The sequence below is a fragment of the Paenibacillus sp. FSL R7-0302 genome (assembly GCF_038006885.1).
Classification (GTDB): domain Bacteria; phylum Bacillota; class Bacilli; order Paenibacillales; family Paenibacillaceae; genus Paenibacillus_AQ.
Window position 1 is genome coordinate 2,025,141 of record NZ_JBBOWB010000001.1, and the last position, 24,629, is coordinate 2,049,769.

A 24,629-nucleotide genomic window follows, 5' to 3' on the forward strand; every position below is an offset into this window, starting at 1 on the left:
TCGCCGGTTAAATCCGGTGCATAATATTGAAGATATCCTCATGCTGCAGCTTGATTTCCACACCGATGTCTTCCCCTACCTGCTGAAGCTCCTCCACAATCTCCTCGAAGGACTTGCTGGGGGCAGAGATGTCCACGATCATCATCATGTTGAAATAATCCTGCACAATCGTCTGGGAGATGTCCAGAATGTTCAGATTGTGCTCTGCGAGGTATGTACACACTTTGGCGATAATGCCTACCTTGTCTTTTCCGAGTACCGTAATAATCCCCTTCAATTGAAAAGCCTCCCGTTATCCATGGTCTGAAATCTTCGCTCATTGCCGCATTAACGGAATGAACGATTTTAATTATTATGTCAAATCAAGGATAGGTTATCAACCAAAGCTTTTGTGTCGGGGCTGATCAGAGATTTGAGCCTGCATTTTCCTGAGCGTATAATAATGTTGACACTTGATGTGAAATATGATTTATTTGAGTTTTGAACGATAAGCTGGATATAAGGAGCTATTATGACAACGAGAAAATATAAAGAGCTGGTTGAAGAGCGCACGAGAGAAACTCTGCAGAAATGGTCGGAACAGTCAGCAGTCGAGGAGAAGGATATTTATCGTTTCCTGCATAATTTGAAGGGCACCTCGGGCACTGTGGGTCTCGATACCGTAGAGGCTTTCTCGGGCAATGCGCTGCTCTATTTCTCGGATGATCACCATAGAAGCTGGACGGAAGCAGAATGGGGCGATTATATCTATCCGGTGCTGGAGCTGTTCGAGGAGCGGGAATCATTGGGCGCGGTGCCGCCGTTGACTCCCGGGATTGCATTATCCCACTGCAATGTCCACCAGCAGTATGAGATTCTGATCGTGGACGATGATGTGGAGCTGGTTGCTTTTTTGCGGGAATCGCTGGAGCGGGAGTCCTATTATGTCAGCATTGCGTTGTCGGCAGGACGCGGACTGAAGCTTTTTTATGAGAACAAGCCGGATTTGATTCTCCTTGATATTCTGCTGCCGGACCGCAGCGGGATTGATGTGCTGAAGCAGATTATCGGCAAGGCTAAGAAAGAACGGATTCCGATCATTATGATCAGCGGCGAGCATTCGATAGAGGTTCAGAAGTATGCCTATTCGCTGGGTGTTATGGATTACATACAAAAGCCGGTGGATATCGATTTGTTCCTGGTTCTGATCAAGAACCGCTTCGAGCTGAAAAAGGAGTGGCAGGAATCGATCATTGTCGACGAGCTGACCGGGGCGTTCAACCGCAAGTACTTCAACCAGACGATGAAGCAGCTGATCTCCGATTTCAGACGGACAGGCCGGACCTTCTCCCTCGCTCTGCTGGACCTGGATCTGTTCAAGCAGGTTAACGACACTTACGGGCATCTGATGGGGGACGAGGTGCTGCAGAGCTTCTCGGAGGTGGTGAAGCAGTCCATCCGTACGGAGGATACCTTCTGCCGCTACGGCGGCGAGGAGTTTGCCTTGTTCATGCCCAATACCCCCGCGGAGCAGGCGCTGCTTGTGATGGAACGGATTCAGGAGGTCTTCGCCGCCCGGGAGTTCCAGGCCAAACGTGAGAGCTTCCATGTGACCTTCTCCTGCGGAGTGACCGAGGTTAACGGAGAGATGCAGGATGCCGATATATTGGTAGAGGAAGCGGATCTGGCGCTCTATGCCAGCAAGCATAACGGCAGGAACCAGAGCACCCTGTACAGCCAGGATCTGCTGCTGGGCCAGCGCGAGACGCTGCTGAATGTCATTATTGTGGATGATGATCCTCTGATCCGCAGAATGGTGACGACCCACTTCGCTGCCTGGCAGCCCGGGACTAACGCCAGAGTGAAGGTTGCGAGTTACGCGGACGGCGCGCTTTTATTGAAATCGGACTGGTATGCTCCTGAAGAGAAGTATGTGATTCTGCTGGACGGCGTCATGCCGGGGCTTGACGGGCTTGAGGTACTGGAGAAGATCCGCAGCGGCTATCCTGAGGTGAACATTCTCGTGATCATGCTGACCGGCCGCAATAACCAGCGGGATATTATCCATGCGCTGCAGATGGGGGCGGACGATTATGTCATTAAGCCGTTCCATCTGCCGGAGCTGCTGACCCGGATTGAGCGTCTGGCCCACCGGTTTCTGTTCTAAATGCAATGCATCCCAAGCAGGGATGACTGAAAGGTGAGAGTGAGCTATGGTGCAAAAGGTACTGATTGTAGATGATGAAGAGGTTCTGCGCATGCTGATTGAGGATACGCTGGAGGATCTCGAGAATGTGGAGACCCATACCGCCGAGAATGGGGGCGAGGCGCTCGCCAGGCTGGCGGCAGAGCCTTACGACTTGGTGATTCTGGATTACATGATGCCCGTCATGACCGGGATTGAAGTGCTGTGCGAGCTGGATGGGGAGCTGAAGAGCCGGACGCCGATAATGATGCTGACCGCCAAGGCACAGGAGATGGACCGTAACCGGGCCAGGGAGGCGGGAGCCCGTTATTTCATGCCTAAGCCGTTCAGCCCGATGGAGCTGCTGCAGCTCGTGGAGGACATTCTGAGTGAGAAACCTTAAGGTTGCCGACCGGAGCATCAAAACGAAATATTACCGGATTCTTCTGCTGCTGTTCGTTGCCATTATGGCCGGAGGAATCGGGCTTGTCTTCTATATCAATGTCCAGCAGGAACAGCTGGATCAGAAACGTGAAGTGCTGCAACATAAGACGGCGACGATCAACGAGCTGGCGGTGACGCTCAGCGAGGTCTTTTTCCGGGCGAGAGGTTATGTGGCTACTCAGAGTGAGAATGAGCTTGCGCTGCTGAACGCTGCGCTTAAGGGGCTTGACGGCATTCTGGAGCAGTACGCCTCCCTGAAGCTGTCGCCAGAAGAAGTCCGGTACAGAGATGACCTCAAGGTGTTCTATGAACAGTACAAGAGCCAGACCCTGCCCGAAGTGATGCTCTTAGTGAAGAATAATGATTACGAGGGAATCCGGAACTTGTCCCAGAGCGGCAGTACCCGGGCTGTGAATGAATTCCTGGGCTACACGAAGCAATTCAAAGCCAATTCGGATGCGCTGCTGAATGAGCTGAACTCCCGCTCCATCAGGCAGGCGGATACGTTCACTTTTGTTGCTTTTCTGCTTAGCACCTTGCTGCTGCTGTTCTTCACGCTGCTGATCTGGCAGATGCTCAAAATTATCATCGATCCGATTGTGAAGCTGGAGGAAGCAACGAATTCGCTGGCGGCCGGTGATGCGGTTCTGCTCGGTAAGCTGCATAAGCAGGATGAGATCGGGCGGCTCTATGACGCCTTTCTGAATATGGCCCATAGCATCCAGGACAAAGAGGAAGAGCTCATGATGCAGAATGAAGAGCTGCACGCCCAGCAGGACGAGCTGCAGGATCAGCAGTACAGACTGGAGCGGTCACTCAGTGAAATCGAGAGCATGATGAAGGCGCTGAATCAGACCTCTGCCGTCGGCATTCTGTCGAACAAAGGCGTGTTCACTTACGCGAACGATAATCTGAGCGTTTACACAGGGTACAAGAGCTCCGAGGTAATCGGATACACCTACCGGTTGTTTGAGCTGCATAATATTTCGGAATCACAGGTGGAGCAGATGATCCGCAAGCTATCGACCGGCGGAGTGTGGAGCGGAGAGACGGAGCTGAAGGCCAAGGAAGGTTCGCCGCTCTGGCTGCAGCTGACAATCATGCCTTATCTGAACGATGAAGGCCAGATCTACCAGTATATCCTGATTGCTAATAATGTCACCTCGATGAAGAATGTGCAGCAGGAGCTGGCGGAGACGCTGAAAAGCACGGAGCAGACATCCATGATGCTGGAGCTTAACAATCAGCTGAACCATGAGATCACCTATACGCTGGACAAGCAGGAATTCGCCGACAAGTTCAACAAATTCATGAACCGTCTGTACTCGTTCGACTCCAGTCTTTTCCTGCTGGTCAAGGATAAGATAGCGGTGGTCAAAGGGGTTCCGCCGGAGAATGTGGAGCGGTACATCGGTGAGGGCAGCAAGGAGATTCTGTACCGCCTGAGCGTGGAAAAGTCGTATATGGTGAAGCGGGTGGGCTCGGTCAGAGAGCAGGGGATCTCCGCCAATGAGGTGTATTGTTACGACTACTATACGACTGTGGTGAATGCTGAGGATGAGATTCTGGCGGTCTTCTGCGGAACCCGTATCGGGCATCCGTTCACGGAGGAAGAGACCAGCGAAATCCAGGGGATGATGAACCGGGTCGCCCTGGCCATTGAACGCCTGTTCATGTACGAGGAGATTGAGAATGGCCGCAAGCTGAATCAGGATATTGTGAACAATGTCAATGAGGGCATCCAGTTCGTCAGCACGGACGGTGTCATTCAGCATATCAACAAGGCCCTGAGCCAATTGTTCAGCTATGAGGACTGGACGGAAGGCATGCTGATTCCCAAGGAGCGCTGGATGGAGCATTTCACCCTCCGGGTGAATGAATCGGAAGAGCTGGGGCGCTTCTACCAGAAGGCGATGTCTGAGCATACTGTTGAGTCCAGTGCGATGAAGTATTCTATCGGCAAGGAAAATATGAAGCATGTGGATGCCTATGCCATACCGGTCTTCCGCCGGGAGGTCCGGGTGGGGACGCTGTTCGTCCACCGGGACATTACCCGCGAGTATGAGCTGGATCTGATGAAGTCGGAGCTGGTCAGCACCGTCAGCCATGAGCTGCGGACGCCACTGTCGAGTGTACTGGGCTTCACGGAGCTGCTGCTGTCCAAAACCATGAAGCCGGAGAAGCAGCTGAAATATCTGGAGACGATTCATAAGGAAGCCAAGCGTCTGACGGAGCTGATTAACGACTTCCTGGACCTGCAGCGGATGGAGTCCGGCACACAGCTGTATAATGTGGAGAAGGTCAACCTTAGCGAGACGGTCCTGAGTGTCATCGATCAGTACAAGCTGAGCGGTACCCACCATATTCTGCTGGAGGACGAGGCGCTGAATCCCGAGGTTGAAGTAGACAAGGATAAGATTATCCAGGTGCTGACCAACCTGCTGAGCAATGCGATCAAGTTCTCGCCGGGCGCAGGTGAAGTGAAGGTCATGCTTCATAACGAACCGGGATCGATTATGGTACGGATTCAGGACCACGGACTCGGGATTCCGAGGAATCAGATCGGGCAACTGTTCCAGAAATTCCGCCGAGTGGACAATAGTGCATCCAAGCGGATTGGCGGTACGGGATTGGGCTTGGCCATCTGCAAGGAGATTATAGAGAAGCAGAAGGGAACGATCGGGATTGAATCCGTGGAGGGCGAAGGCTCGACGGTCTGGTTCCGTCTTCCGCTGATGCAGGCGGAGACCGGCCACCCGGAGGAGGAACATTCGTTAAGATGGAGCGCTGGCAAGGAGCAGAAGCCGGATGTGATGATTGTGGAGGATGATTACAGCCTGTCCCTGCTGCTCTCGGAGGAGCTGAAGGGCAAGGGCTTCCGGGTCACACATCACTATCATCCGCAAAAAGCTTTTGACCAGGCTGTTAAAACGCCCTTCGTAGCGATCATTGTCGATCTGATGCTGGGCGATGAGCTGGACGGCTGGGATCTGATCCGCATGCTCAAGAACGATCCCCGGACCGAGAAGGTGCCTATTGTCATCTCCTCGGCGCTGGACAAGGACGATAAGAGCATGATGGATAATGTGCAGAAATATCTGACCAAGCCCTATCCGCCAGGCGAGCTGTCGGGTACGCTTCAGGAGATTGTGGACATTCAGCTGAAGACAGGCGAGGTGCTGTTCCCGGATAACGGTGAGGCCGGGCATGGGTCGGCGCTTGGTGAGAGTTAGAGTGGGTGCTGAGTAAGTGCTGAGTAAGTGCTGAGTAAGTGCTGAGTGAGAGCTAGAGTGAGCGTATAGTGAGTGCTTAGTGAGTACATGGGTAGCGCAATAATACGATTGATTAAAGTTATAGCGGAACAAGTCTCTTTCGGGGGGCTTGTTTTTTGTATATTTGGGTGTTCTCCCGGGTGGGGGAAGGAGACGATGGGAAGTGAAAGGGCGAACGAGGGGACGGGGCTAAATGTATGCGAAAAAACCCACAATGTGCTTGGAGGAAGGCGCGTGGCCGAATGTATGTGGGAAACAGCATACATTTGCTGCTGTGCCAGCGTATGTGCCGAATGTAATCGGAAAACCGATTACAATGGGCAGGGTGGAGGCGCATGGTTCAAATGTAAGTGGAAAACCGATTACAATCGGCCGGGTGGGGGCGTTTAGGCCAAATGTAATCGAAAAACCGATTACAATGCGCTCGGTTGGGGCACGTGGAGCAAATGTAAGTGGAAAACCGATTACAATGGACCGGGTGGAGGCACGTGGTCTAAATGTATGTGGAAAACAGCAGACATTGTGCTCCAAACTGGGCAGCGGCCGGAGGGCCAAATGTTCACCCCAGCAACGACAAAGCTTTGAGTTCTAGTCTTAAGTATCCCAGGAAAACTTGCTTTAGAGTGGACTCTAAGGTTTATAGTGAATATGAAGCAGCCAATCTAGCAGGAGTGAAAGGGAGGAATTGCGATGAAGTACAGTTATTTGGGTAAATCGGGGTTAAAGGTCAGCCAGTTGTGTCTGGGGACGATGAATTTCGGACCGGAGACGGAGGAGAAGGAAGCCTTCAGAATTATGGATGCGGCCCTCGATGCGGGAATTAATTTCTTCGATACGGCGAATGTGTACGGCGGCCAGGACCGGCGGGGCTGGACAGAGGAAATTATCGGCCGCTGGTTTCAGCAGGGCGGCGGACGGCGCGAGAAGGTAGTGCTGGCCACCAAGGTCTACAATGACATGTTCGACGAGCAGGACGGTCCCAATTCCGGCTCAGGCTTGTCTGCCTACAAGATCAGACGGCATTTCGAAGGCTCGCTGCGGCGCCTGCAGACCGATCATATTGAACTATATCAGATGCATCATATCGACCGGAACGTATCGTGGGACGAGCTGTGGGGCGCCTTCGAGATCCTGGTGTCCCAGGGCAAAGCCGACTATATCGGCTCCAGCAACTTCGCAGGCTGGCATATTGCTGCTGCCCAGGCGAAGGCGAAGGAGCGCCATTTCCTAGGTCTTGTCTCCGAGCAGCATCTCTACAACCTGCTGGAACGGACGCCGGAGCTTGAAGTGCTGCCAGCCTCACAGGAGCTGGGCCTGGGTGTCATTCCGTGGAGTCCGCTGGCCGGAGGCCTGCTGGGACGCAATGCGCTCGCCAAGACCGGGGTGCGCAGCGCCCGTTCGGCCAAGCTGGAGCAGCACCGCAGCCAGCTGGAGCAGTTCTCCGCGCTCTGCAAGGAGCTGGGCGAGCATGAAGATCAGGTCGCTCTGGCCTGGGTACTGGCGAATCCGGCTGTGACCGCACCGATTATCGGGCCGCGTACGATGGAGCAGTTCGAGGACTCCCTGCGGGTGACCGAGATTACGCTGGATGAGGCCACGCTGAAGAAGCTGGACGAGATCTTCCCGGGACCGGGCAAGCCGGCACCGGAAGCGTACGCCTGGTAAGCGAAGCCAACGAATGTTAACCATGCCTGTGGTAAGCAGGGTTTGGAACCCAGCACATCCCGCAGCAGCTGAATGATACGGAATCATCTAACCAATAACGGCCGGACTGTCCCTGATGGGATGGTCCGGCTATATTTTTGTAAGTATCCAGATGAATGTGGTAGACTGATTCTGTGACAAATAGTGACCTTGACCACGGCCTTGACTATGACTATGACCCTGATCATGAGTTGAACAACTAGAGAAGATAGGGGAACTGCCGATGCTTTTTTATCTGATAGCTGTCCTCGTCCTGATGCTAGATCAGGCGACCAAGTGGATAGTGCGTACCCATATGGAGCTTGGGGAGATGCTTCCTTCCTGGACGCCGCATTTGCGGTTTATATACTATGAGAACAGCGGCGCGGCCTTCAGCTCATTCCAGGGGTTCGGGAAGTATTTTGCGATTGTGGCCGTGATTTTTGTAGCAGCAATCTTCTATTACCGGCGCCAGGGCAAAATCCGCGGCCCCTTGCTCGAAGCAGCCAGCGGCTTTCTGGTCGGCGGGGCAATCGGCAATGCCATCGACCGGGCAGTTTACCACCAGGTTACAGATTTCCTGGCCTTCGGGAATCGTGGCGGGATTATGAATCTGGCCGATCTGGCGATCAATGCCGGAGGCCTTCTCATTCTAATCTACCTGCTTGTGGACCATTTCCGGCACAGAGCAACCCGCAGACTATTATAAATGGCAGGCAAAGACGTCTCCGGTCTATCATTTTATCTAATGCAACTTATCATAATTAGTAATGAACCCGGCTAAATCAGAGCATTTTACTATGATTTAGCCGGGTTTTGTGCATTTTATGCAAGTATTTACCTTTTAAAGAACATGATGCCTGTTATAAGATTCGTTGATCGATTGCCGGTATTGTGTTAGCCTGAGTTCATGATATTAAGAGGAAAGAAGATTGCACGCTAAGGAGAGGTCGATATTGTTGCAACTACAAGTTACAAACAGTCCTTTTAATGAGAACCAGGCAGAGCTGCTGAATCAGCTTCTGCCCACGCTGACACCTTCACAGCAGGTATGGTTAAGCGGGTACTTATCTGCCCTGTCGCTGCAGGGTAACCAGGGATCAGGCGTTCAGGCCGTATCCCCCGCTGCTCCAGCAGTAGCAGCAGAGCCGGCAACAGCCGCTTCGCAGCAAGCATCGCGTGAAGTGACCGTATTGTTCGGCTCCCAGACCGGCAACTGCCAGCGGCTGGCGGTGAGCCTCTCCCGCAAGCTGGAGGAGCAGGGCTTCAAGGTCACGGTGTCCGCGATGAACAGCTTCAAGCCGAATGGACTGAAGAAGACAGAGAACCTGCTGCTGCTGGTCAGCACCCATGGCGAAGGGGAACCGCCGGATAATGCCCGTGCCTTCCATGAATTCCTCTACAGCAAAAGAGCGCCGCAGCTTCCAGGCTTGCGCTTCTCGGTACTCGCGCTGGGCGATACCTCCTATGAATTCTTCTGCCAGACCGGCAAAGACTTCGATCAGAAGCTGGAAGAGCTGGGCGCACAGCGGCTCAGCCCGCGTGTAGATTGCGACCTCGATTATGATGAGCCGGTGGCCGACTGGTTCGGCCAGGTCATCAGCGCGCTTAACGGTGCGCAGAATGCTGCAGGAATTGCGGATGCAGCGGTTCAGGCTGCGGAGAGCGCAGAGTCGCTGGAATCCGCCTATTCACGAAATCATCCTTTCCATGCCGAAGTACTGGAGAATCTGAATCTGAACGGCCGCGGCTCAGACCGCGAGACCCGCCATCTGGAGCTGTCGCTTGCCGGATCGAATATTACCTTTGAGCCGGGTGATTCTCTTGGCGTCTATCCCGAGAATCACCCGCAGCTGGTAGAAGATATCATTGCCGCTATGGGCTGGGATGCGAATGAACGTGTTCCGCTGAACAAGAAGGGGGAAGAAGGCACGCTACAGGAGGCGCTGCTGCGGCATTACGAAATCACGGTGCTGACCAAGCCCCTTCTGGAACTGGCTGCCGGGCTTACCTCCGCACCTGCCCTTAAGGAACTGCTGACCCCCGGGGGGCAGCAGGAGCTGAAGGAATATATCCAGGGCCGGGATCTGCTGGATCTTATTCAAGACTACGGACCCTGGGAGGCTCCGGCCAGTCTCTTCGTGACCATCCTGCGCAAGCTTCCGGCCCGGCTCTATTCCATTGCCAGCAGCTACAATGCCAACCCGGATGAAGTACACTTCACGGTGCGGGCTGTGCGTTATGAGTCACATGGCCGTGAGCGTTACGGCGTATGTTCGGTACACTGTGCTGAGCGTGTACAGCCGGGTGCCACCTTGCCGGTATATATCCAGAACAATCCGAACTTCAAGCTGCCTGCTGATTCCAGTGTACCGGTCATTATGATCGGTCCGGGTACGGGCGTTGCCCCGTTCCGTTCCTTCCTGGAGGAGCGTGAAGAGCAGGGTGCTGAGGGTCCAACCTGGCTGTTCTATGGAGACCGTCATTTCGTTACAGACTTCCTCTACCAGACGGACTGGCAGCGGATGCTGAAGGACGGTGTCCTCAGCAGGCTGGATGTGGCTTTCTCACGCGACACTGAGGAGAAGGTATACGTACAGCACCGTATTCTGGAGCAGAGCAAGGAACTGTACCGCTGGCTGCAGGAAGGGGCGCATGTATATGTATGCGGGGATGAGAAGCATATGGCCCATGATGTCCACTCCGCCCTGATTACAGTGATCCAGGAGGAAGGCGGACTAAGCCCGGAAGCGGCTGCCGACTATCTGGAGACCCTTCAGCAGGAGCAGCGTTACCAGCGGGATGTCTATTAAGCGGGACTTAAGCGGAAGAGGAGAGAATCAGCAATGGCAAACAATGAATCAGCGGTGAAGCCGATTGGCGGACCACCGAGTGATGTTGAACATATCAAGCTGGAGAGCAATTATCTGCGCGGGGCGCTTGTCGAGACCCTCAGCAATCCGATTACAGGAGGTCTGCCGGAGGATGACAACCGGCTGCTGAAATTCCACGGCAGCTACATGCAGGATGACCGCGATCTGCGCAGTGAGCGGGAACGCTCCAAGCTGGAGCCGGCTTTCCAGTTCATGCTGCGGGTAGTAGCGCCCGGCGGTGTGGCGTCTGCGGCACAGTGGCTTGTCATGGATGAGCTGGCCCATAAGTACGGCAACGGGACACTGCGACTGACGACGCGGCAGGCTTTTCAGATGCATGGGGTGCTCAAGTGGAATCTCAAGAAGACGATCAGAACGATCAACGACACCCTGATGACCACACTTGCGGCCTGCGGTGACGTGAACCGGAATGTGATGAGCGGTCCGAACCCGTATCAGTCGGAGGTTCATGCCGAGGTTCAAGAGTGGGCCAACAAAATCAGCGATCACCTTGCCCCGCGTACCCGCGCGTATCATGAGATCTGGCTTGACGGCGAAAAGGTCGTGGACAGCAAGGTGGTTGAGCCGATCTACGGCCCGGTCTACCTGCCCCGCAAATTCAAGATTGGCCTGGCGGTGCCTCCGTCCAATGATGTAGATGTATTCTCCCAGGATCTGGGCTTCATCGCCATTCTGGAGGACGGCAAGCTGGCTGGCTTCAACGTCTCGGTCGGCGGCGGTATGGGCATGACACACGGCGATACGAATACGTATCCCCAATTGGGCCGGATCATCGGCTTCTGCCGTCCGGAGCAGATGATTGATCTGGCGGAGAAGACGGTGACGATCCAGCGGGATTACGGCAACCGTTCGGTCCGCAAGAATGCCCGCTTCAAGTACACGATCGACCGGCACGGGCTGGACTGGTTCAAGGGAGAGCTGCACGACCGGCTGGGCTGGACGCTGGAGCCGGCGCGCGGCTATCACTTCGATCATAATGGCGACCGCTATGGCTGGGTGAAGGGGATGGACGGCAAATGGAATCTGACGCTCTATATCCAGAGCGGACGGATTCAGGATCAGGAGGGCTACCCGCTGATGACCGGCCTGCGCGAGATTGCCAAGATTCACAGCGGAGACTTCCGGCTGACCCCGAACCAGAACCTAATTATCGGCGGAGTGACCCAGGCGAAGAAGCGTAAGATTACGGAGCTTGCCAAGCAATACGGGCTGACAGACGGAGCCCATCATTCCGCACTTCGCAGAAGTGCGATGTCCTGTGTGGCGCTTCCGACCTGCGGGCTGGCCATGGCGGAGGCGGAGCGTTATCTGCCGCACCTGCTGGATAAGCTGGAGGTTATCATTGATGAAGCCGGGCTGCGGAATGAAGAGATTATCATCCGTATGACCGGTTGCCCTAACGGCTGTGCCAGACCGGCGCTCGGCGAGATTGCGTTCATCGGCAAAGGTCCGGGCAGGTATAATATGTACCTGGGAGCAGGCTTTACCGGAGACCGGCTGAACAAGCTGTACAAGGAGAACATTGACGAGCAGGAGATTCTAGACACCCTCGGGCCGATTATTCATGGTTATGCCAAGGAACGCATTGCTGGTGAACACTTCGGGGATTATGTGATCCGCAGCGGATATGTCAAGGCGGTTACCTCGGGACTCAATTTCCACGACTGACCGCAGCCGCGTATTGAGGAAGAACGTTAGGCATGAGCCTGTTTTCTGCTTTTTTTTGGCGGAAGACAGGCTTAATTGTTGTGCGAATTTGGATTTTTGGCAATTTCCTTACAGAAATTGGTCGAGAAAGCCCACTCCTTTAGGGTTGGGATGAACCGTCTTTGTTCAATAAACATCCTTATGTTGTAAAAATTGTACTAAATGAGCGCGTGTTCTTGTAGCAGTTAAATTGTTTAAATGCTACAATCTAGGTATGAGACAAGCTTACAGAAATACCAAAACAACCGTATCCTTCATTAACTATCATTTTGTTTTTTGCCCTAGATACAGACGTAAAGTGCTAGTCGATCAAGTCGAGATTCAGTTTAAGCAAATCGTTACAGAGATATGTGCCGAACAGGATTGGCAGCTATTAGCAATGGAAGTCATGCCTGATCATGTGCATATTTTTCTAAACGCACTGCCCACCGATTCTCCTGCAGAACTGATGGCGAAACTCAAAGGAATCACTTCCCGGCGCCTCCGTGAACAATTTAAGCACTTGAACCACTTGCAATCCCTCTGGACTCGTTCATACTTGGTTAGTACGGCAGGGAACTTTTCAAGCGAAACGATCAAACGATATGTTGAGGGACAAAAAACAAGGGGGTGAGACCCTGCAAACCGTAACGATTCAAATCCGCATTTTTCCACCCCGTCCGTCTATATTAGTAGATATGGGGGGCGAATATATTCGAACCGTCAACGAATTAACGGAGCAAGCTGAAAGGTCTGGAACGTTTCCGAAACTAACTTCAAAAACCGTTCATGCCAATCTACCCTCTGCCGTAAAGAATCAAGTGATTCGAGACGCCAAAAGCCTATTTCAGCGGTTCAAGAAAACGAAGAAGCGACCTCTTCTCCAAAAGAGGGTGTACTACGTGAACAATCAAAATTATACGATTTGGGGCAACAACATTTCGTTCCCAGTAATCCTGGATGGAAAAGTACAACGTCTTGTGGTTCCTGCGCTTCTTTCGGATCGGGAGCGAGACATCCTTTCGAATGGGAAGCTTGGACTTCTGCGCGTGGTTCAAAAATCAGCGAAATGGTTTGTTCAAATTTCAATCGAATGCCCCACTAAGCCAGCCGATGGTCATGAAGTGATGGGAGTTGATTTAGGCTTGAAAGTGCCTGCTGTTGTCGTAACTTCTAGCGGGAAGACAACATTTTGCGGAAACGGACGTAAAAACAAGTTTGTTCGCCGTAAGTACAGTAGCTATCGCCGCAAATTAGGAAAGCTTAAAAAGCTATCCGCGATCCGTAAACAGAACGACAAGGAACGTCGTTTTATGAAAGATCAGAATCACAAAATCAGCCGCCAGATCGTGAATATGGCGATTCAAGAAAAGGTGTCTGTCATCAAGCTGGAGAAACTGACTAAAATTCGTAAGACGACAAGAACAAGTCGTAAAAACGCTAAAAATCTGCATCAATGGTCGTTCTATCAGTTGCAAATGTTCATCGGATATAAGGCGGCACTTGCTGGAATCCAAGTGGTTGAAGTGAATCCGGCATACACCTCGCAAACCTGTCCCTCTTGTGGACAGCGGAACAAAGCAAAGGATCGAACGTATCAGTGCGACTGCGGTTATACAGCACATCGGGATCGAGTCGGTGCCATCAACATCATGCGTCAACCTGTGGCAGATGGTAACAGTCTACCAGCCTAGATAGCTATAAGCTCTGATCTAGGATGGGCGAATGAACTCGCCCTTAACTTAGCAGTAGGGCAAAGCGGAAACGGATGCGCCTGCTAACTAGCTAAGAATCCCGCCCTTTAAGGGTGTGGAAGTTCAAATAATATAGAGTAGCAACACACCATTATAATCAAGAGCCATTATATATAGTGAGTAATGGATTCTGTACAGAAGAGGCGAATTGAATGATCATTATGAAATCGATGGAAGAGATTGAGAAGATGCGGGCAGCCGGCAAAATACTGGCGGAATGCCACCGGCAGATTGCCGGGTTGATCAAGCCGGGAATTACGACCTGGGAGATCGACCAGTTTGCCGAGAAGTTCATTCTCTCCCAAGGAGCAACCCCGGAGCAAAAAGGCTATCACGGTTACCCGTATGCCACCTGCGCGTCTGTGAATGATGTCATCTGCCATGGCTTCCCGAAGCATGAGGAGCTGAAGGATGGAGATATTGTAACGATTGACATGGTAGTCAACCTGAACGGCTGGCTGGCAGATTCGGCCTGGTCCTACGGGGTGGGTACGATTAGTGAGCAGGCGGAGAAATTGCTGGCGACGACCAAGGAATCGCTGTTCAAAGGCATCGAGCAGGCTGTAGCCGGCAACCGCATAGGCGACGTAGCGCATGCTATCCAGGTCTATGCCGAATCTAACGGTTATTCCGTCGTCCGGGACTTCATCGGCCATGGAATTGGCTCCGAGATGCATGAAGCGCCTGAAGTGCCTCATTACGGCCCGGCAGGCAAAGGCCCGCGGATTAAAGAAGGCATGGTGTTCACCATTGAGCCGATGCTCAATACTGGCAGCTACCGGACCAAGGTGGATGCCGACGGATGGACTGCACGCACTATTGACGGAGGCCTGTCAGCCCAGTATGAGCATACGCTGGCGGTCACCCCGCAGGGCACGATTATTTTGACAGAGCTGTAAATGGCTTGAGTGGATACAGATCCGCTTGACGCAGCAAAGGCAGGGCCGTCCATGGAGGACAGTCCTGCCTTTGCTGCAGCTTCGCCTGAGTTAATCCGTAATATTGCGTGTGTAATACTCGATGATGTCCTTGCGGCGGATGATACCGAGGAAGATTCCGCTGCCGTCCACTACCGGAACGAAGTTCTGGTCTGCTGCCAGGGTTAGCATATCCTCCATCTGCGCGTGGATCTCGACGCTCTCGTTATGCACATGACGCTGAATGGTGCCGACGGTCACCTCGTTCATATTCGCGAAGCTTAGACCGTCGGTGTTCTTCAGCTTCCATAGCAGATCGCCCTCCGACAAGGTCCCAACATATTTACCGGCATCGTCAATAATCGGAATGGCCGAATAATAATGATTCTCCAGCTGTTCCAGCGCTTCCCGCATGGAGATCGAGGAGGTGATGTACGCAACCTGATCCTTGGGCAGCAAAAATGAGGAAATTTCCATAGGTTAGTCTCCTTTACAGTAGGATGAAGTACATAACGTTATTACAATTAAAACATAGAACAGGATGTAAGCGCATTAAAAATCAGGTTACAACTTTGAAATGTTACGGTTAGGCTGCGGTTAGGAAGCCATACAAAAAAGGATATGCGGTCCTTTCAGGGGAAGAACCGTCATATCCTGAGTCACTTTTGTGTATTAGAAAAGGGTAGGAAATCAGCCGTTCTGGCCGTTGTCATGGCTGAGCTGCCAGTGGATACCGAATTTGTCCTTCAGGTTCCCGTAGGCCTTACTCCAGAAGGTCTGCTGCAGCTCCATGCTCACAGTACCGCCTTCTTTGAGCTTATTGAACCATTCCGTAATCTTCGCTTCATCCGTATGAAGCAGCGACAGGCTGATATTATTGCCTTCCGTGAACGGCATGCCGGGGAACACATCAGAGAACATCACCGTGCTGCCGGCAATCTGCAGTCTGGCATGCATCACAAGAGACTTGGCCTCCTCGGGCAGAGGATGGGACGGATCAGGCGGAGCTTCGCCGAATGTCATAATATGCGGAGCTTCTGTACCGAATACTTCTGCATAATACTCTACCGCTTCCCGGGTATTGCCATTGAAATTCAAGTACACATCAATTGCCACAGCCTTCACTCCTCAAGAGTTAATTATGGGACAAGCACCACGTTACGGTCACATTGTATCATGTGCCTGTGCATTTACAAATATTCGGGGGGGGGGGGGGGGGGGGGGGGTGCTGTGCCGGTCCACATCTTGTGCGGATCACTCCCTTGATCCGGGAGGCGTTTGATATACATATTGCCGCCAATTATTCGGCGCACAGCCCCGCACAGATGCTCCATACGTCATGGAAGTGGACGGTGGGGCATTTTTTTGTGAGCGGCCAGCAGGAATAAACTGGAGTGTTATCGAATATTAGCGATTATCAACAAATTTCGACTTTTCAACTACATACATAAGCGGGGTTTTGCACAATGAAAACATGGAAAAAGACAGCATTCTTGATCGTTACCTTCGGACTTATCTTTCTGCTTCCTTTACTCGGCAGTCTGGCGAAATGGAAGGGGATGCCGCCCGGTTACGGGGATTTCCCTGCTCAGAAGGTCGAAGCTGATCCCGGGTTCAGCCTGCTCTATTTCTCGCTCGCCTGCGTCGTGGCCCTGATCATCACACTGGTCCTGGTATTCCCCGGATGGTTCGGCTTCAAGAAGACGGAGGAGGCACCCCGGAAGGCGGGGGCGGTCACCCCTTTCCCTGTCTGGTTCTGGTGGAGCCTGCCGGTGTTTGCGCTTAGCTGGTTCCTGATGTGGGCCCGGGTGAAGCTGTTTATCTCACTGGAGCATTACACATTTGTTCCCCTCTGGTGGTCCTTTATTCTGATTCTGGACGGGCTGGTCTACCGGAGAAATCATGGAGCCTCGATCATCTCGCGCAAGCCCCGGGTGATGCAACTGCTGGCGGTGGTGTCCTGCTTCAGCTGGTTTGCTTTTGAATACCTGAATTTCTTCGTCCTGGAGAATTGGTATTACCCTAATAATGAAGTGTTCTCTAACTTCGGCAATGTGTTCTGGTTCTCCTTATCTTATACCACTGTCCTTCCGGCCATCTTCGAATGGTACTTACTCCTCAAGACCTTCCGTCTGTTCCGCAACCGTTATAGCCATGGGCCTAAGCTGAGGATATCACGCTTGTGGCTGATCATCTATTATATTCTGGGGCTGATCCTGGCCTTCGGCATGGGCTATTATCCGTACCTGCTGTTCTGGGTGCTGTGGGTTGCGCTGGTTCCGATGCTGTCCGCAGCGATGGCGCTTGCCGGTTACTGGACCCCCTTCACCCCGGTGAAGAACGGAGACTGGTCCAAGGTGATTCTGGTGGGGCTGGCTACGCTGTTCAACGGCTTCTTCTGGGAGTTCTGGAACTTTGGCAGTGAGTGGTTCCATGACGATGCCCCTACCAATCCGAATTACTGGAAATACTCGGTGCCTTATCTGGACAAATTTCATATTTTCTCCGAGATGCCGGTTCTGGGCTATTTCGGTTATCTGTTCTTTGGGCTGAATTGCTGGATTATCTGGCTGATCGCTGCCTATGTATTTAAATTCGATGCCGATATTGAAGTTACGGGAGAACAAGGCTAAAGGTGGAGTACAATGATTGCTAATGACCATTATCAGGTCCTGGAGACCATTTCAGATAATCCTATAAAAGCCGTATACCGGTGCGCGGAGGCTTCCTCTGCGGAAACGGTCATTCTCAAGGTGTTGAAATCCGAGTTTGCCGGAACCGAAGCGGTGATGCGCTTCAAGCAGGAATATAAGCTGCTTACTGAGCTTAGCACCACCACAGAAGGGGTTATCCGTCCCCTGAGGCTCGAGGAGCAGAACGGCCTCTATGTCATGGTTCTTGAGGATATTGCCGGACGTTCGCTGAAGCGGATTCTGGCGGAAGAGCAGCCGGGGGAAGAGGATTTACTGAGACTGGCGGTCAAGGTTGTGGATATTCTCGGCTCCATACATGAGCAGAACGTGATCCATAAGGATATCAAGCCGTCGAATATCATCTGGAACCGGGAGCGGGATATTGTTCAGGTGATTGATTTCGACCTTGCAGTGAAGCTGTCCAAGGAGAGACGGGATTTCCAGAACAGCGGCGTGCTGGAGGGCAGTCTGCTGTACATCTCACCGGAACAGACCGGCCGGATGAACCGGAATATTGATTACCGGAGTGACTACTATTCACTGGGTGTCGTCCTGTACGAGATGATGACCGGCCTTATGCCGTATCCATCGTCCGAGATGCTGGAGCAGATCTATTCCATTATTGCGAAGGAAGCCGTCTCTCCTTACAATGCAACCGGAGGCAGGGTTAGCAGGGGCTTGTCGGCGGTCATTATGAAGCTGATGGAGAAGTCGTCGGAGGACCGGTACCGCAGCGCTCACGGCATTAAGGCCGATCTGAAGAGATGCCTGGCCGGGGAGACGGATTTCGTGATTGGAACGGAGGACCTCCTGAACACCTTCCGCATTCCGCAAAAAATAGTGGGCAGACAGCAGGAGCTGTCCACCCTGGAGGCGGCCTTCCGCAGCAGCGTTAACGGGAGTTCACAGGTTATGCTGGTCTCCGGTGATGCAGGTGCTGGCAAAACAGCACTGGTCCATGAGCTGCACCGGACGATCAGCCGGGAGAAGGGGCTGTTCGCTGAAGGGAAGTTCGACCAGTACAATAAGAATATTCCGTACAGTGCGCTTATTCAGGCCTTCCGCAGGCTGGTCAGCCAGCTGCTGGAGGGCCCGGATGAGGAGTATAAGCGTGAGATCAGCCGTTCGCTTACCCGATTGCTTGGCGGCAACGGCGGTGTGATTACGGGATTGATCCCTGAGCTGGCTACCTGGATCGGGATTCAGCCAGAGCCGGAACCGCTGAGTCCGGCTGAGGAGACGAACCGGTTCTTCCTGACCTTTGCCAAGTTCGTGCAGGCCATAACGTATCCGGACCGGCCGCTGGTTCTCTTCCTGGATGATGTCCAGTGGGCGGATTATTCCAGCCTGCAGCTGGTGGAGAAGCTGGTGCTGGATAACCATTTGCAGCGGATGTTTGTAATCTGCTCCTTCCGGCAGAATGAGATCCATGAAGGTCATCCCTTGTTCGCCGCGATGGCCAAGATCGGCAAAAACCGTGAGGTTGGACGTATTCATCTTCAGCCGCTGCAAGAAACAGATGTACAAAGCCTTGTGGCGGACACGCTATACAGCAGCATGGAACGCGTTGAAGGAATTACCGGACGGTTATATAAGCGGTCCAAGGGGAATTCCTTTTTCCTGACGGAAATGCTGAAGGATCTTCACCGGCGCGGGATTATCTATTTCGATAAGCGGAACGGGGAATGGAGCTGGAGCCTGGAGGAGCTGGAGGCGCTGCCGGTCCACGACAGTGTGGTGGATTTCCTGGTTGGACAGCTGCAGCATCTGCCGGAGGAGGTCCGCCATATTCTGATGCTCAGCTCGGCGGCCGGCAGTGTGTTCGATTACGGGATGCTGACGCTGATCGGAGAAGAAGCGCCGGAGGTGATTGCGGCTGCGGTTACCCGGGCGGTCCAGGAAGAATATATCGTCCCTGCTGACCACAAGTACGCCATATTCTCGGCTACACTTGCTGAATCCGGCCGCGAGGCTGCGCAGGTAGGCATCCGGCTGAAATTCGCCCATGACCGGATTCAGCAGGCCTTCTATCAGCTGCTCGATCCTGAACGGGGGAAGAGACTTCATCTTAGTATCGGCCGGCTGCTGCTGCGGAATCTTGAAGAGGAGGAAATCGAGGACAAGCTGGTCGATATCGCCACCCATATTAATAAAGGGCTGGAGTTAATCACCGATAGCTCGGAGGCGCGTGAGATCGTCGCTCTGAATCTGAGGGCAGCCTATAAGGCCAAAGCAGGATACGGGTATGATTCGGCCTTCTTACTGCTTGAAGCGGCAATGGAATTGCTCCCGGAGCAGATCTGGAGTACAGACCCGGGGCAGGCGGCGGAGATCTACAGGCTGTATGCGGAATGCAGCTATCTCACTCATCATATCGGTCAGGGGGACCAGGCTTGCCGTCTGCTGCTGGAGCAAACTACGGAGCGGATGGCTATTGCTGAAATCTATGAGATGCAGACCAATCATTATATGTACCTCGGCATGATGCCCGAGTCGATTGCTTCGGGGAGACGGGGGCTGAAGGCGCTCGGAATTAAGATTCCGGCTAAGGTTGGAATGCCCGCCGTCCTTAAGGAGCTGCTAGTCATTAAGGCTGCACTGCGGGGGAGAACGCCGGAGACGATTTTTGCACTGCCGGAGATGCAGGACCCGGAGATGAAGCTGGTGATGCGGCTGCTGATTAACTTTATACCGCCTGCATTTATCTCCGGGGAGACCTCACTGTTTGGTCTGGTGGTGCTGAAGAAGGTGGGCTTGACGCTGAAATACGGCAACTCCCCGGAGTCGGCGCTCGCTTTTATCGGCTATGCCATGCTCTTGTCCGGCTTCGGCGATACCCGGGGGGCCTTCGCTTATGGACGTCTCGGGATCAGAATTAATGATAAATTCAATGATCTGCAATGGAAAGGTGCGGCGCATGTCCTGTATACGCTGTTCAGCCATGCCTGGACCGAGCCTTGGGATACGCTGCAGGACTGGTTCGGCACCTCTATTGAAGCCAGTCTGCGGACAGGCGATCTGCTCTATCTGGCCCATTCCGCCTTCTATGTGAATCTCTGGAATCCGTCGATGGACATCCCGGCTTTGCTTCAGGAGAGCGAGCGTACGATCTCTATGATTGAGAACACGAAGTACAGGGAGTCGCTTGCCACAGCACAGCTGGCCCGCCAGTATTATCTCAGTCTTGCCGGAGAGCTGCCGGACCGCACCTCTTTCAACAATGAAGCCTTCAGTGAAGAGGTCTATCTGCACGAATTGCAGGAAGCGAGGTATTACTCGGGAATTGCGATCTATTATATTTACAAAATGAAGCTGCTGTTTCTCTACGAGAAGCATGATGAAGCGCTGGACTATATCGAGCGGGCCTATCCGATTATCGGGACGCTGGCCGGTTCGGCTTTTATGGAAGAATTTGCGCTCTACACCTTCCTGAACCTCGCTTATGCTTACAAGGGTTTGGGTGTGAACGGCAAGCGGAAGGCCAGGTCCAAAATGCGCAAGGAGCTCGGCCGGGTACGCAAATGGGCCAGCAATGCACCGGGAACCTTCCGCCAGCATGAATATCTGATGAGGGCCGAATGGGCCCGGATCTCCGGGAACAGCACGCGCGCAGGCTATTATTATGATCTGGCAATTGAGGCCAGCGAGCAGGGAAGCTTCGTCCGCTATAAGGCACTCTGCAACGAGCTGGCGGCCCGGTACTATATGGACAAGGGCTTCAACGAGTTCGCTGCCTATCTGCTCAGACAATCCGAATACTATTATTCGGTCTGGGGCGCCAAGGAGAAGATCGTGTTCATCAAGGAGCGATACCCTGCTCTGGACCAGAAAATCAGCACCAAGGAGTTCATGCACGGCCGGACGGTGACCGATTATACTGAGAGCATTGATCTGAATTCCATCATTCTGGCTTCACAGGCCATCTCCAAAGAAATTGAGCTGAACCACCTGCTGGAAGCGCTGATGGAGATTGTGATCAAGAATGCCGGGGCGCAGCGGGGCTGTATCCTGATGACCTCCAAGGCCAATCTGTTGGTCGAAGGAGAATATAAAGCGGACACAGACCGGATCTCTGTGGCGATTCATGAGTCGCATCAGCTGGACAATCTGCCTGCTGCGATCATCAGGCAGGTGGAGGAGAGCCGGGAGAGTCTGATCTACAATGATGCCTATTCCGAGACTCCATTCGTGAATGATCCTTATATTGTGAGGCAGCAGCCGAAATCGATGGTCTGTATGCCGCTGATTAACCAGAATAAGACGATTGCGATCATCTATCTGGAGAATAATCTGGTGACCGGCGTATTCACCGAGGAACGGATGAAGATTATCAATCTGCTGTCCAGAGAGATGGTTTTCTCGCTTGAGAATGCCAGTCTGTATAACGAGCTTGAGCGCTCTGAGGAGAAGTACCGCCAACTGGTCAACAACCTGCAGGACGGGGTGTTCGTGGTCCAGGATATGCGCTGTGTCTATGTGAATGAGGCTCTGGAGCAGATGCTCGGCTATCAGCCGGGCGAGATGCTGGAGCAGCCCTTCGGGAATTTCATAACGCCGCCGGAGCGGGAGAAGGTGATGCATTATTATGCCAGACGAGTCGAGGGCAAGCAGGCACCGGAAGAGTATGAGACTAGGCTTTTGCATAAGGATAAGTCCCATGAAGTTATCGTCATTCACAAGGTTGTCCGGATTATGTATCAGGATAAGCCGGCGATTCAGGGAACGATCAAGGATATTACCGAGCGGAAGAAGGCGGAGGAGGAGCTGCGGCGCCACAAGGAGCATCTGGAGGAACTGGTAGCCGAGCGGACGAAGGAGCTGGAGTTCAACAACGGGGAGCTGAGCAAATATATCGGACTGATTGAAAAGATCTCGATCACCGATGAATTAACCGGGCTGTACAACCGCAGATACTTCAATAAGCTGTTCCTGGATGAGGTGGACAAGGCTGCTGCAGGCAAACGGTATTTAACCTACCTGATGCTAGATATTGATTATTTCAAAAAATTCAATGATACCTACGGACATTATGAAGGCGATACGGTACTGCGCAGAATCGGCGGGGTACTGAAGGAGCTGGCTGAACAGGCGGATGGAACCGCGTTCCGGTTGGGTGGTGAAGAATTCGGCATTGTGGCCGCCGGACTTACCCCTCCAGAGTCCCGTGTGTTCGCCGAATTGATCAGACGAAGCATTGCGGAGCTGGGGATACAACATGACCTAAGTCCGGAATACGGAAGAATTACCGTCTCTATCGGCGTAGCCGCCGTGCTGGTGGACGGTCTGCGCGAGGAGGATATCTACAAGCTGGGTGACGATGCACTGTATCAGTCCAAGGCGGAAGGGCGCAACTGTGTTACATTGTTCGAGCGATAAGATTTAAGCGATAAAAGATGTACATAAATAAATAAATAAATAGGATTAGGGAGCTGTTGAAGCAATGAATACCGAACACGAATCCGAACACGAATCCGGACAAGAATCAGAAATGGACCAGCTGCGGAAGGCGCTTGAAGTATCTTTGCCCCTGGTGCAGCGGCTTTTCCCGCTGGATGTCATGTTTGCTTTGGCAGATCGGGACAAGTTCATTTATTATCTGCAAGGGAAGGAATTGAAAGCCAAGATTGAATTGGGTTCTCCAGTACCGCCCAGCGGAGGAATCCGGGCTGCTCTGGAGAGCGGGGAGGAAGTCAGCGCTACGATTCCAAGAGAGATCTACGGGATTCCTTTTAAATCGTCATCCATGCCGATCCGGGACCGGAACGGGGTGGTGACAGGTGTGTTCACGATCGGAATCAGCCTCAGTAATCAGGTAACGCTCAGCGATGCAGCGAATGCCCTGGCGGTAACCTCCGACGAGATCAGCTCGACCTCGGTAGAGATTGCGGGAACGGCCTCGGATCTGGCGAATACTGTAGGGGATCTGAAAGAGCTGGGCCAGAAGGTGGTTGAGGATCTGCAGCAGACGGACGAGATTCTCGATTTCATCCGCAAGGTGGCAGACAACTCCAATCTGCTCGGGCTGAATGCAGCGATTGAAGCGGCTCATGCCGCTGAGCATGGACGGGGCTTCGGCATCGTGGCCCAGGAGATCCGCAAAATGTCGGTATCCAGTGCTTCATCGGCGAAGGATATTGCCGGCATTCTGCAGATGATCAAGCAGAAGATTAACCAGATGGATGCCGTGCTTACGGATTGTCTGGCGCAAAGCGAACGCCAGGCCGCAGCCACAGAGGAGATCACCGCCTCGATGCAGCAGCTTGCAGCCTCCGCCGTGGAGATTGAGAGTATCGCTCGCCTGATCTAATCCGCACCTGACTCTAGTGTCAAAGGGTTCCTCCTCCGCATATAGTATCTGGACGAATGCCCAGTGTTACTTAAGGCTACAATCCAGTCTGAGGAGGAACAAATCATGCTAGATCCAGTATTGCAGGCACCGGACCTGAAGCTTGCCGCCGATTCTAACCAGGTGCTTAATTATAAGCGGGATGCGAACAATTATATTACCCAGCTTTTTGCCGAGCAGCTGCCGGCGATACGTAACGGGTTCTTCAATGCCCATATGAGCAAGGGCTTCATTGTCCAGCCGCACTGGCACACGAACGTGACAGAGATGATCTTCGTGATTAGCGGAGAGCTGATTGCTTCCGTGTTCGATCCGTTCACCCAAAAGCTGATGACCTATCATCTGAAGGCCGGACAAATTGCTGTCTTCCCGCAGGGCTGGTTCCACTGGATTCTGGCCGAGAGTGAACAGGCCCATTTCCTGGCGATCTTCGATGCGCCGACACCGGATATTGTGTATGGTTCAGACTTCCTGCGGGCTGTTCCCGCAGAGGTCATCCAGCGCGCCTATTGCATCAATGAAGAGGAGTATGCCAAGGCCGTGGCTCCGCTGAAGGAATCGATTATTCTTGGACCGCCTCCGGGCTGCACCGTGGCAGGGTCTGCCGGGGGAATGAACATAGGCCCGCCCGCCAAAAGCATGCCCGCCTACGCAGCCCAGCAGCCCGCCGCAGCTTTCTATCCTTATCCGATGTATCCCCGCCGGTAGGCGTCGGCTACATTATATTAATGATCTAAAAAGAAAAAGCAGGCCAGGGAGGAATTCCTTGGCCTGCT

At 53.1% G+C, this 24,629-nt stretch carries 17 protein-coding genes; 14 read left to right on the forward strand and 3 right to left on the reverse strand.

Annotated elements, in window-relative coordinates:
* Positions 1-7: 7 nt before the first annotated feature.
* On the reverse strand, positions 8-277 hold the full coding sequence (locus MKY96_RS08650) for an ACT domain-containing protein (RefSeq protein WP_036700808.1): 270 nt from the start codon (positions 275-277) through the stop codon (positions 8-10).
* A 234-nt stretch (positions 278-511) separates the two neighbouring features.
* Between MKY96_RS08650 and MKY96_RS08655 the strand changes: the two genes are divergently transcribed.
* The 10 genes from MKY96_RS08655 (at position 512) to map (ending at position 14,796) form a co-directional block, all read left to right on the forward strand.
* Positions 512-2,146, forward strand: a complete 1,635-nt coding sequence (locus MKY96_RS08655; protein ID WP_340939808.1) for a GGDEF domain-containing response regulator — start codon at positions 512-514, stop codon at positions 2,144-2,146.
* Between the two features lie 49 nt (positions 2,147-2,195).
* Positions 2,196-2,567 carry a response regulator transcription factor gene (locus tag MKY96_RS08660; protein WP_076079258.1) on the forward strand — a complete coding sequence of 124 codons (372 nt, stop codon included), beginning with the start codon at positions 2,196-2,198 and terminating at the stop codon, positions 2,565-2,567.
* Positions 2,554-5,841, forward strand: coding sequence for an ATP-binding protein (locus MKY96_RS08665; protein WP_340939809.1), 3,288 nt, complete (start codon positions 2,554-2,556; stop codon positions 5,839-5,841). Before MKY96_RS08660 ends, MKY96_RS08665 begins: the two co-directional genes overlap by 14 nt.
* A 729-nt stretch (positions 5,842-6,570) precedes the next feature.
* Positions 6,571-7,545, forward strand: coding sequence for an aldo/keto reductase (locus MKY96_RS08670; protein WP_340752967.1), 975 nt, complete (start codon positions 6,571-6,573; stop codon positions 7,543-7,545).
* A 262-nt stretch (positions 7,546-7,807) separates the two neighbouring features.
* Positions 7,808-8,272 (forward strand): signal peptidase II, encoded by a 465-nt coding sequence (gene lspA, locus MKY96_RS08675; protein WP_340939810.1) that lies wholly within the window; start codon positions 7,808-7,810, stop codon positions 8,270-8,272.
* Between the two features lie 250 nt (positions 8,273-8,522).
* Positions 8,523-10,376 carry an assimilatory sulfite reductase (NADPH) flavoprotein subunit gene (locus tag MKY96_RS08680; protein ID WP_340944500.1) on the forward strand — a complete coding sequence of 618 codons (1,854 nt, stop codon included), beginning with the start codon at positions 8,523-8,525 and terminating at the stop codon, positions 10,374-10,376.
* A 33-nt stretch (positions 10,377-10,409) separates the two neighbouring features.
* Positions 10,410-12,125 carry an assimilatory sulfite reductase (NADPH) hemoprotein subunit gene (cysI, locus tag MKY96_RS08685; RefSeq protein WP_340939811.1) on the forward strand — a complete coding sequence of 572 codons (1,716 nt, stop codon included), beginning with the start codon at positions 10,410-10,412 and terminating at the stop codon, positions 12,123-12,125.
* Between the two features lie 253 nt (positions 12,126-12,378).
* Positions 12,379-12,777: an IS200/IS605 family transposase gene (tnpA, locus tag MKY96_RS08690; RefSeq protein WP_340752970.1), complete on the forward strand. Its 399-nt coding sequence runs from the start codon at positions 12,379-12,381 to the stop codon at positions 12,775-12,777.
* Complete coding sequence (locus tag MKY96_RS08695) at positions 12,749-13,837, forward strand: RNA-guided endonuclease InsQ/TnpB family protein (protein ID WP_340939813.1); 1,089 nt, start codon at positions 12,749-12,751, stop codon at positions 13,835-13,837. The genes tnpA and MKY96_RS08695 overlap by 29 nt, the downstream gene beginning before the upstream one ends.
* 212 nt (positions 13,838-14,049) lie before the next feature.
* On the forward strand, positions 14,050-14,796 hold the full coding sequence (gene map, locus MKY96_RS08700) for a type I methionyl aminopeptidase (RefSeq protein WP_036733023.1): 747 nt from the start codon (positions 14,050-14,052) through the stop codon (positions 14,794-14,796).
* A gap of 90 nt (positions 14,797-14,886) precedes the next feature.
* On the opposite strand, the gene MKY96_RS08705 is transcribed toward map, so the two are convergent.
* Positions 14,887-15,291 carry a CBS domain-containing protein gene (locus MKY96_RS08705; RefSeq protein ID WP_340939815.1) on the reverse strand — a complete coding sequence of 135 codons (405 nt, stop codon included), beginning with the start codon at positions 15,289-15,291 and terminating at the stop codon, positions 14,887-14,889.
* Positions 15,292-15,504: 213 nt separating this feature from the next.
* The gene (locus MKY96_RS08710; protein WP_340939816.1) at positions 15,505-15,930 is read right to left on the reverse strand and encodes a VOC family protein; all 426 of its coding nucleotides are present in this window, start codon (positions 15,928-15,930) and stop codon (positions 15,505-15,507) included.
* Positions 15,931-16,280: 350 nt separating this feature from the next.
* Between MKY96_RS08710 and MKY96_RS08715 the strand changes: the two genes are divergently transcribed.
* The 4 genes from MKY96_RS08715 (at position 16,281) to MKY96_RS08730 (ending at position 24,561) form a co-directional block, all read left to right on the forward strand.
* A complete protein-coding gene (locus tag MKY96_RS08715; RefSeq protein WP_340939817.1) occupies positions 16,281-17,447 on the forward strand; it encodes a small-conductance mechanosensitive channel in 1,167 nt (388 codons plus the stop codon).
* Between the two features lie 12 nt (positions 17,448-17,459).
* Positions 17,460-22,883 carry a diguanylate cyclase gene (locus tag MKY96_RS08720; RefSeq protein ID WP_340939818.1) on the forward strand — a complete coding sequence of 1,808 codons (5,424 nt, stop codon included), beginning with the start codon at positions 17,460-17,462 and terminating at the stop codon, positions 22,881-22,883.
* Between the two features lie 64 nt (positions 22,884-22,947).
* Positions 22,948-23,814 (forward strand): methyl-accepting chemotaxis protein, encoded by an 867-nt coding sequence (locus MKY96_RS08725; protein WP_340939819.1) that lies wholly within the window; start codon positions 22,948-22,950, stop codon positions 23,812-23,814.
* A gap of 105 nt (positions 23,815-23,919) precedes the next feature.
* Positions 23,920-24,561 carry a cupin domain-containing protein gene (locus MKY96_RS08730; protein WP_340939821.1) on the forward strand — a complete coding sequence of 214 codons (642 nt, stop codon included), beginning with the start codon at positions 23,920-23,922 and terminating at the stop codon, positions 24,559-24,561.
* Positions 24,562-24,629 lie beyond the last annotated feature (68 nt).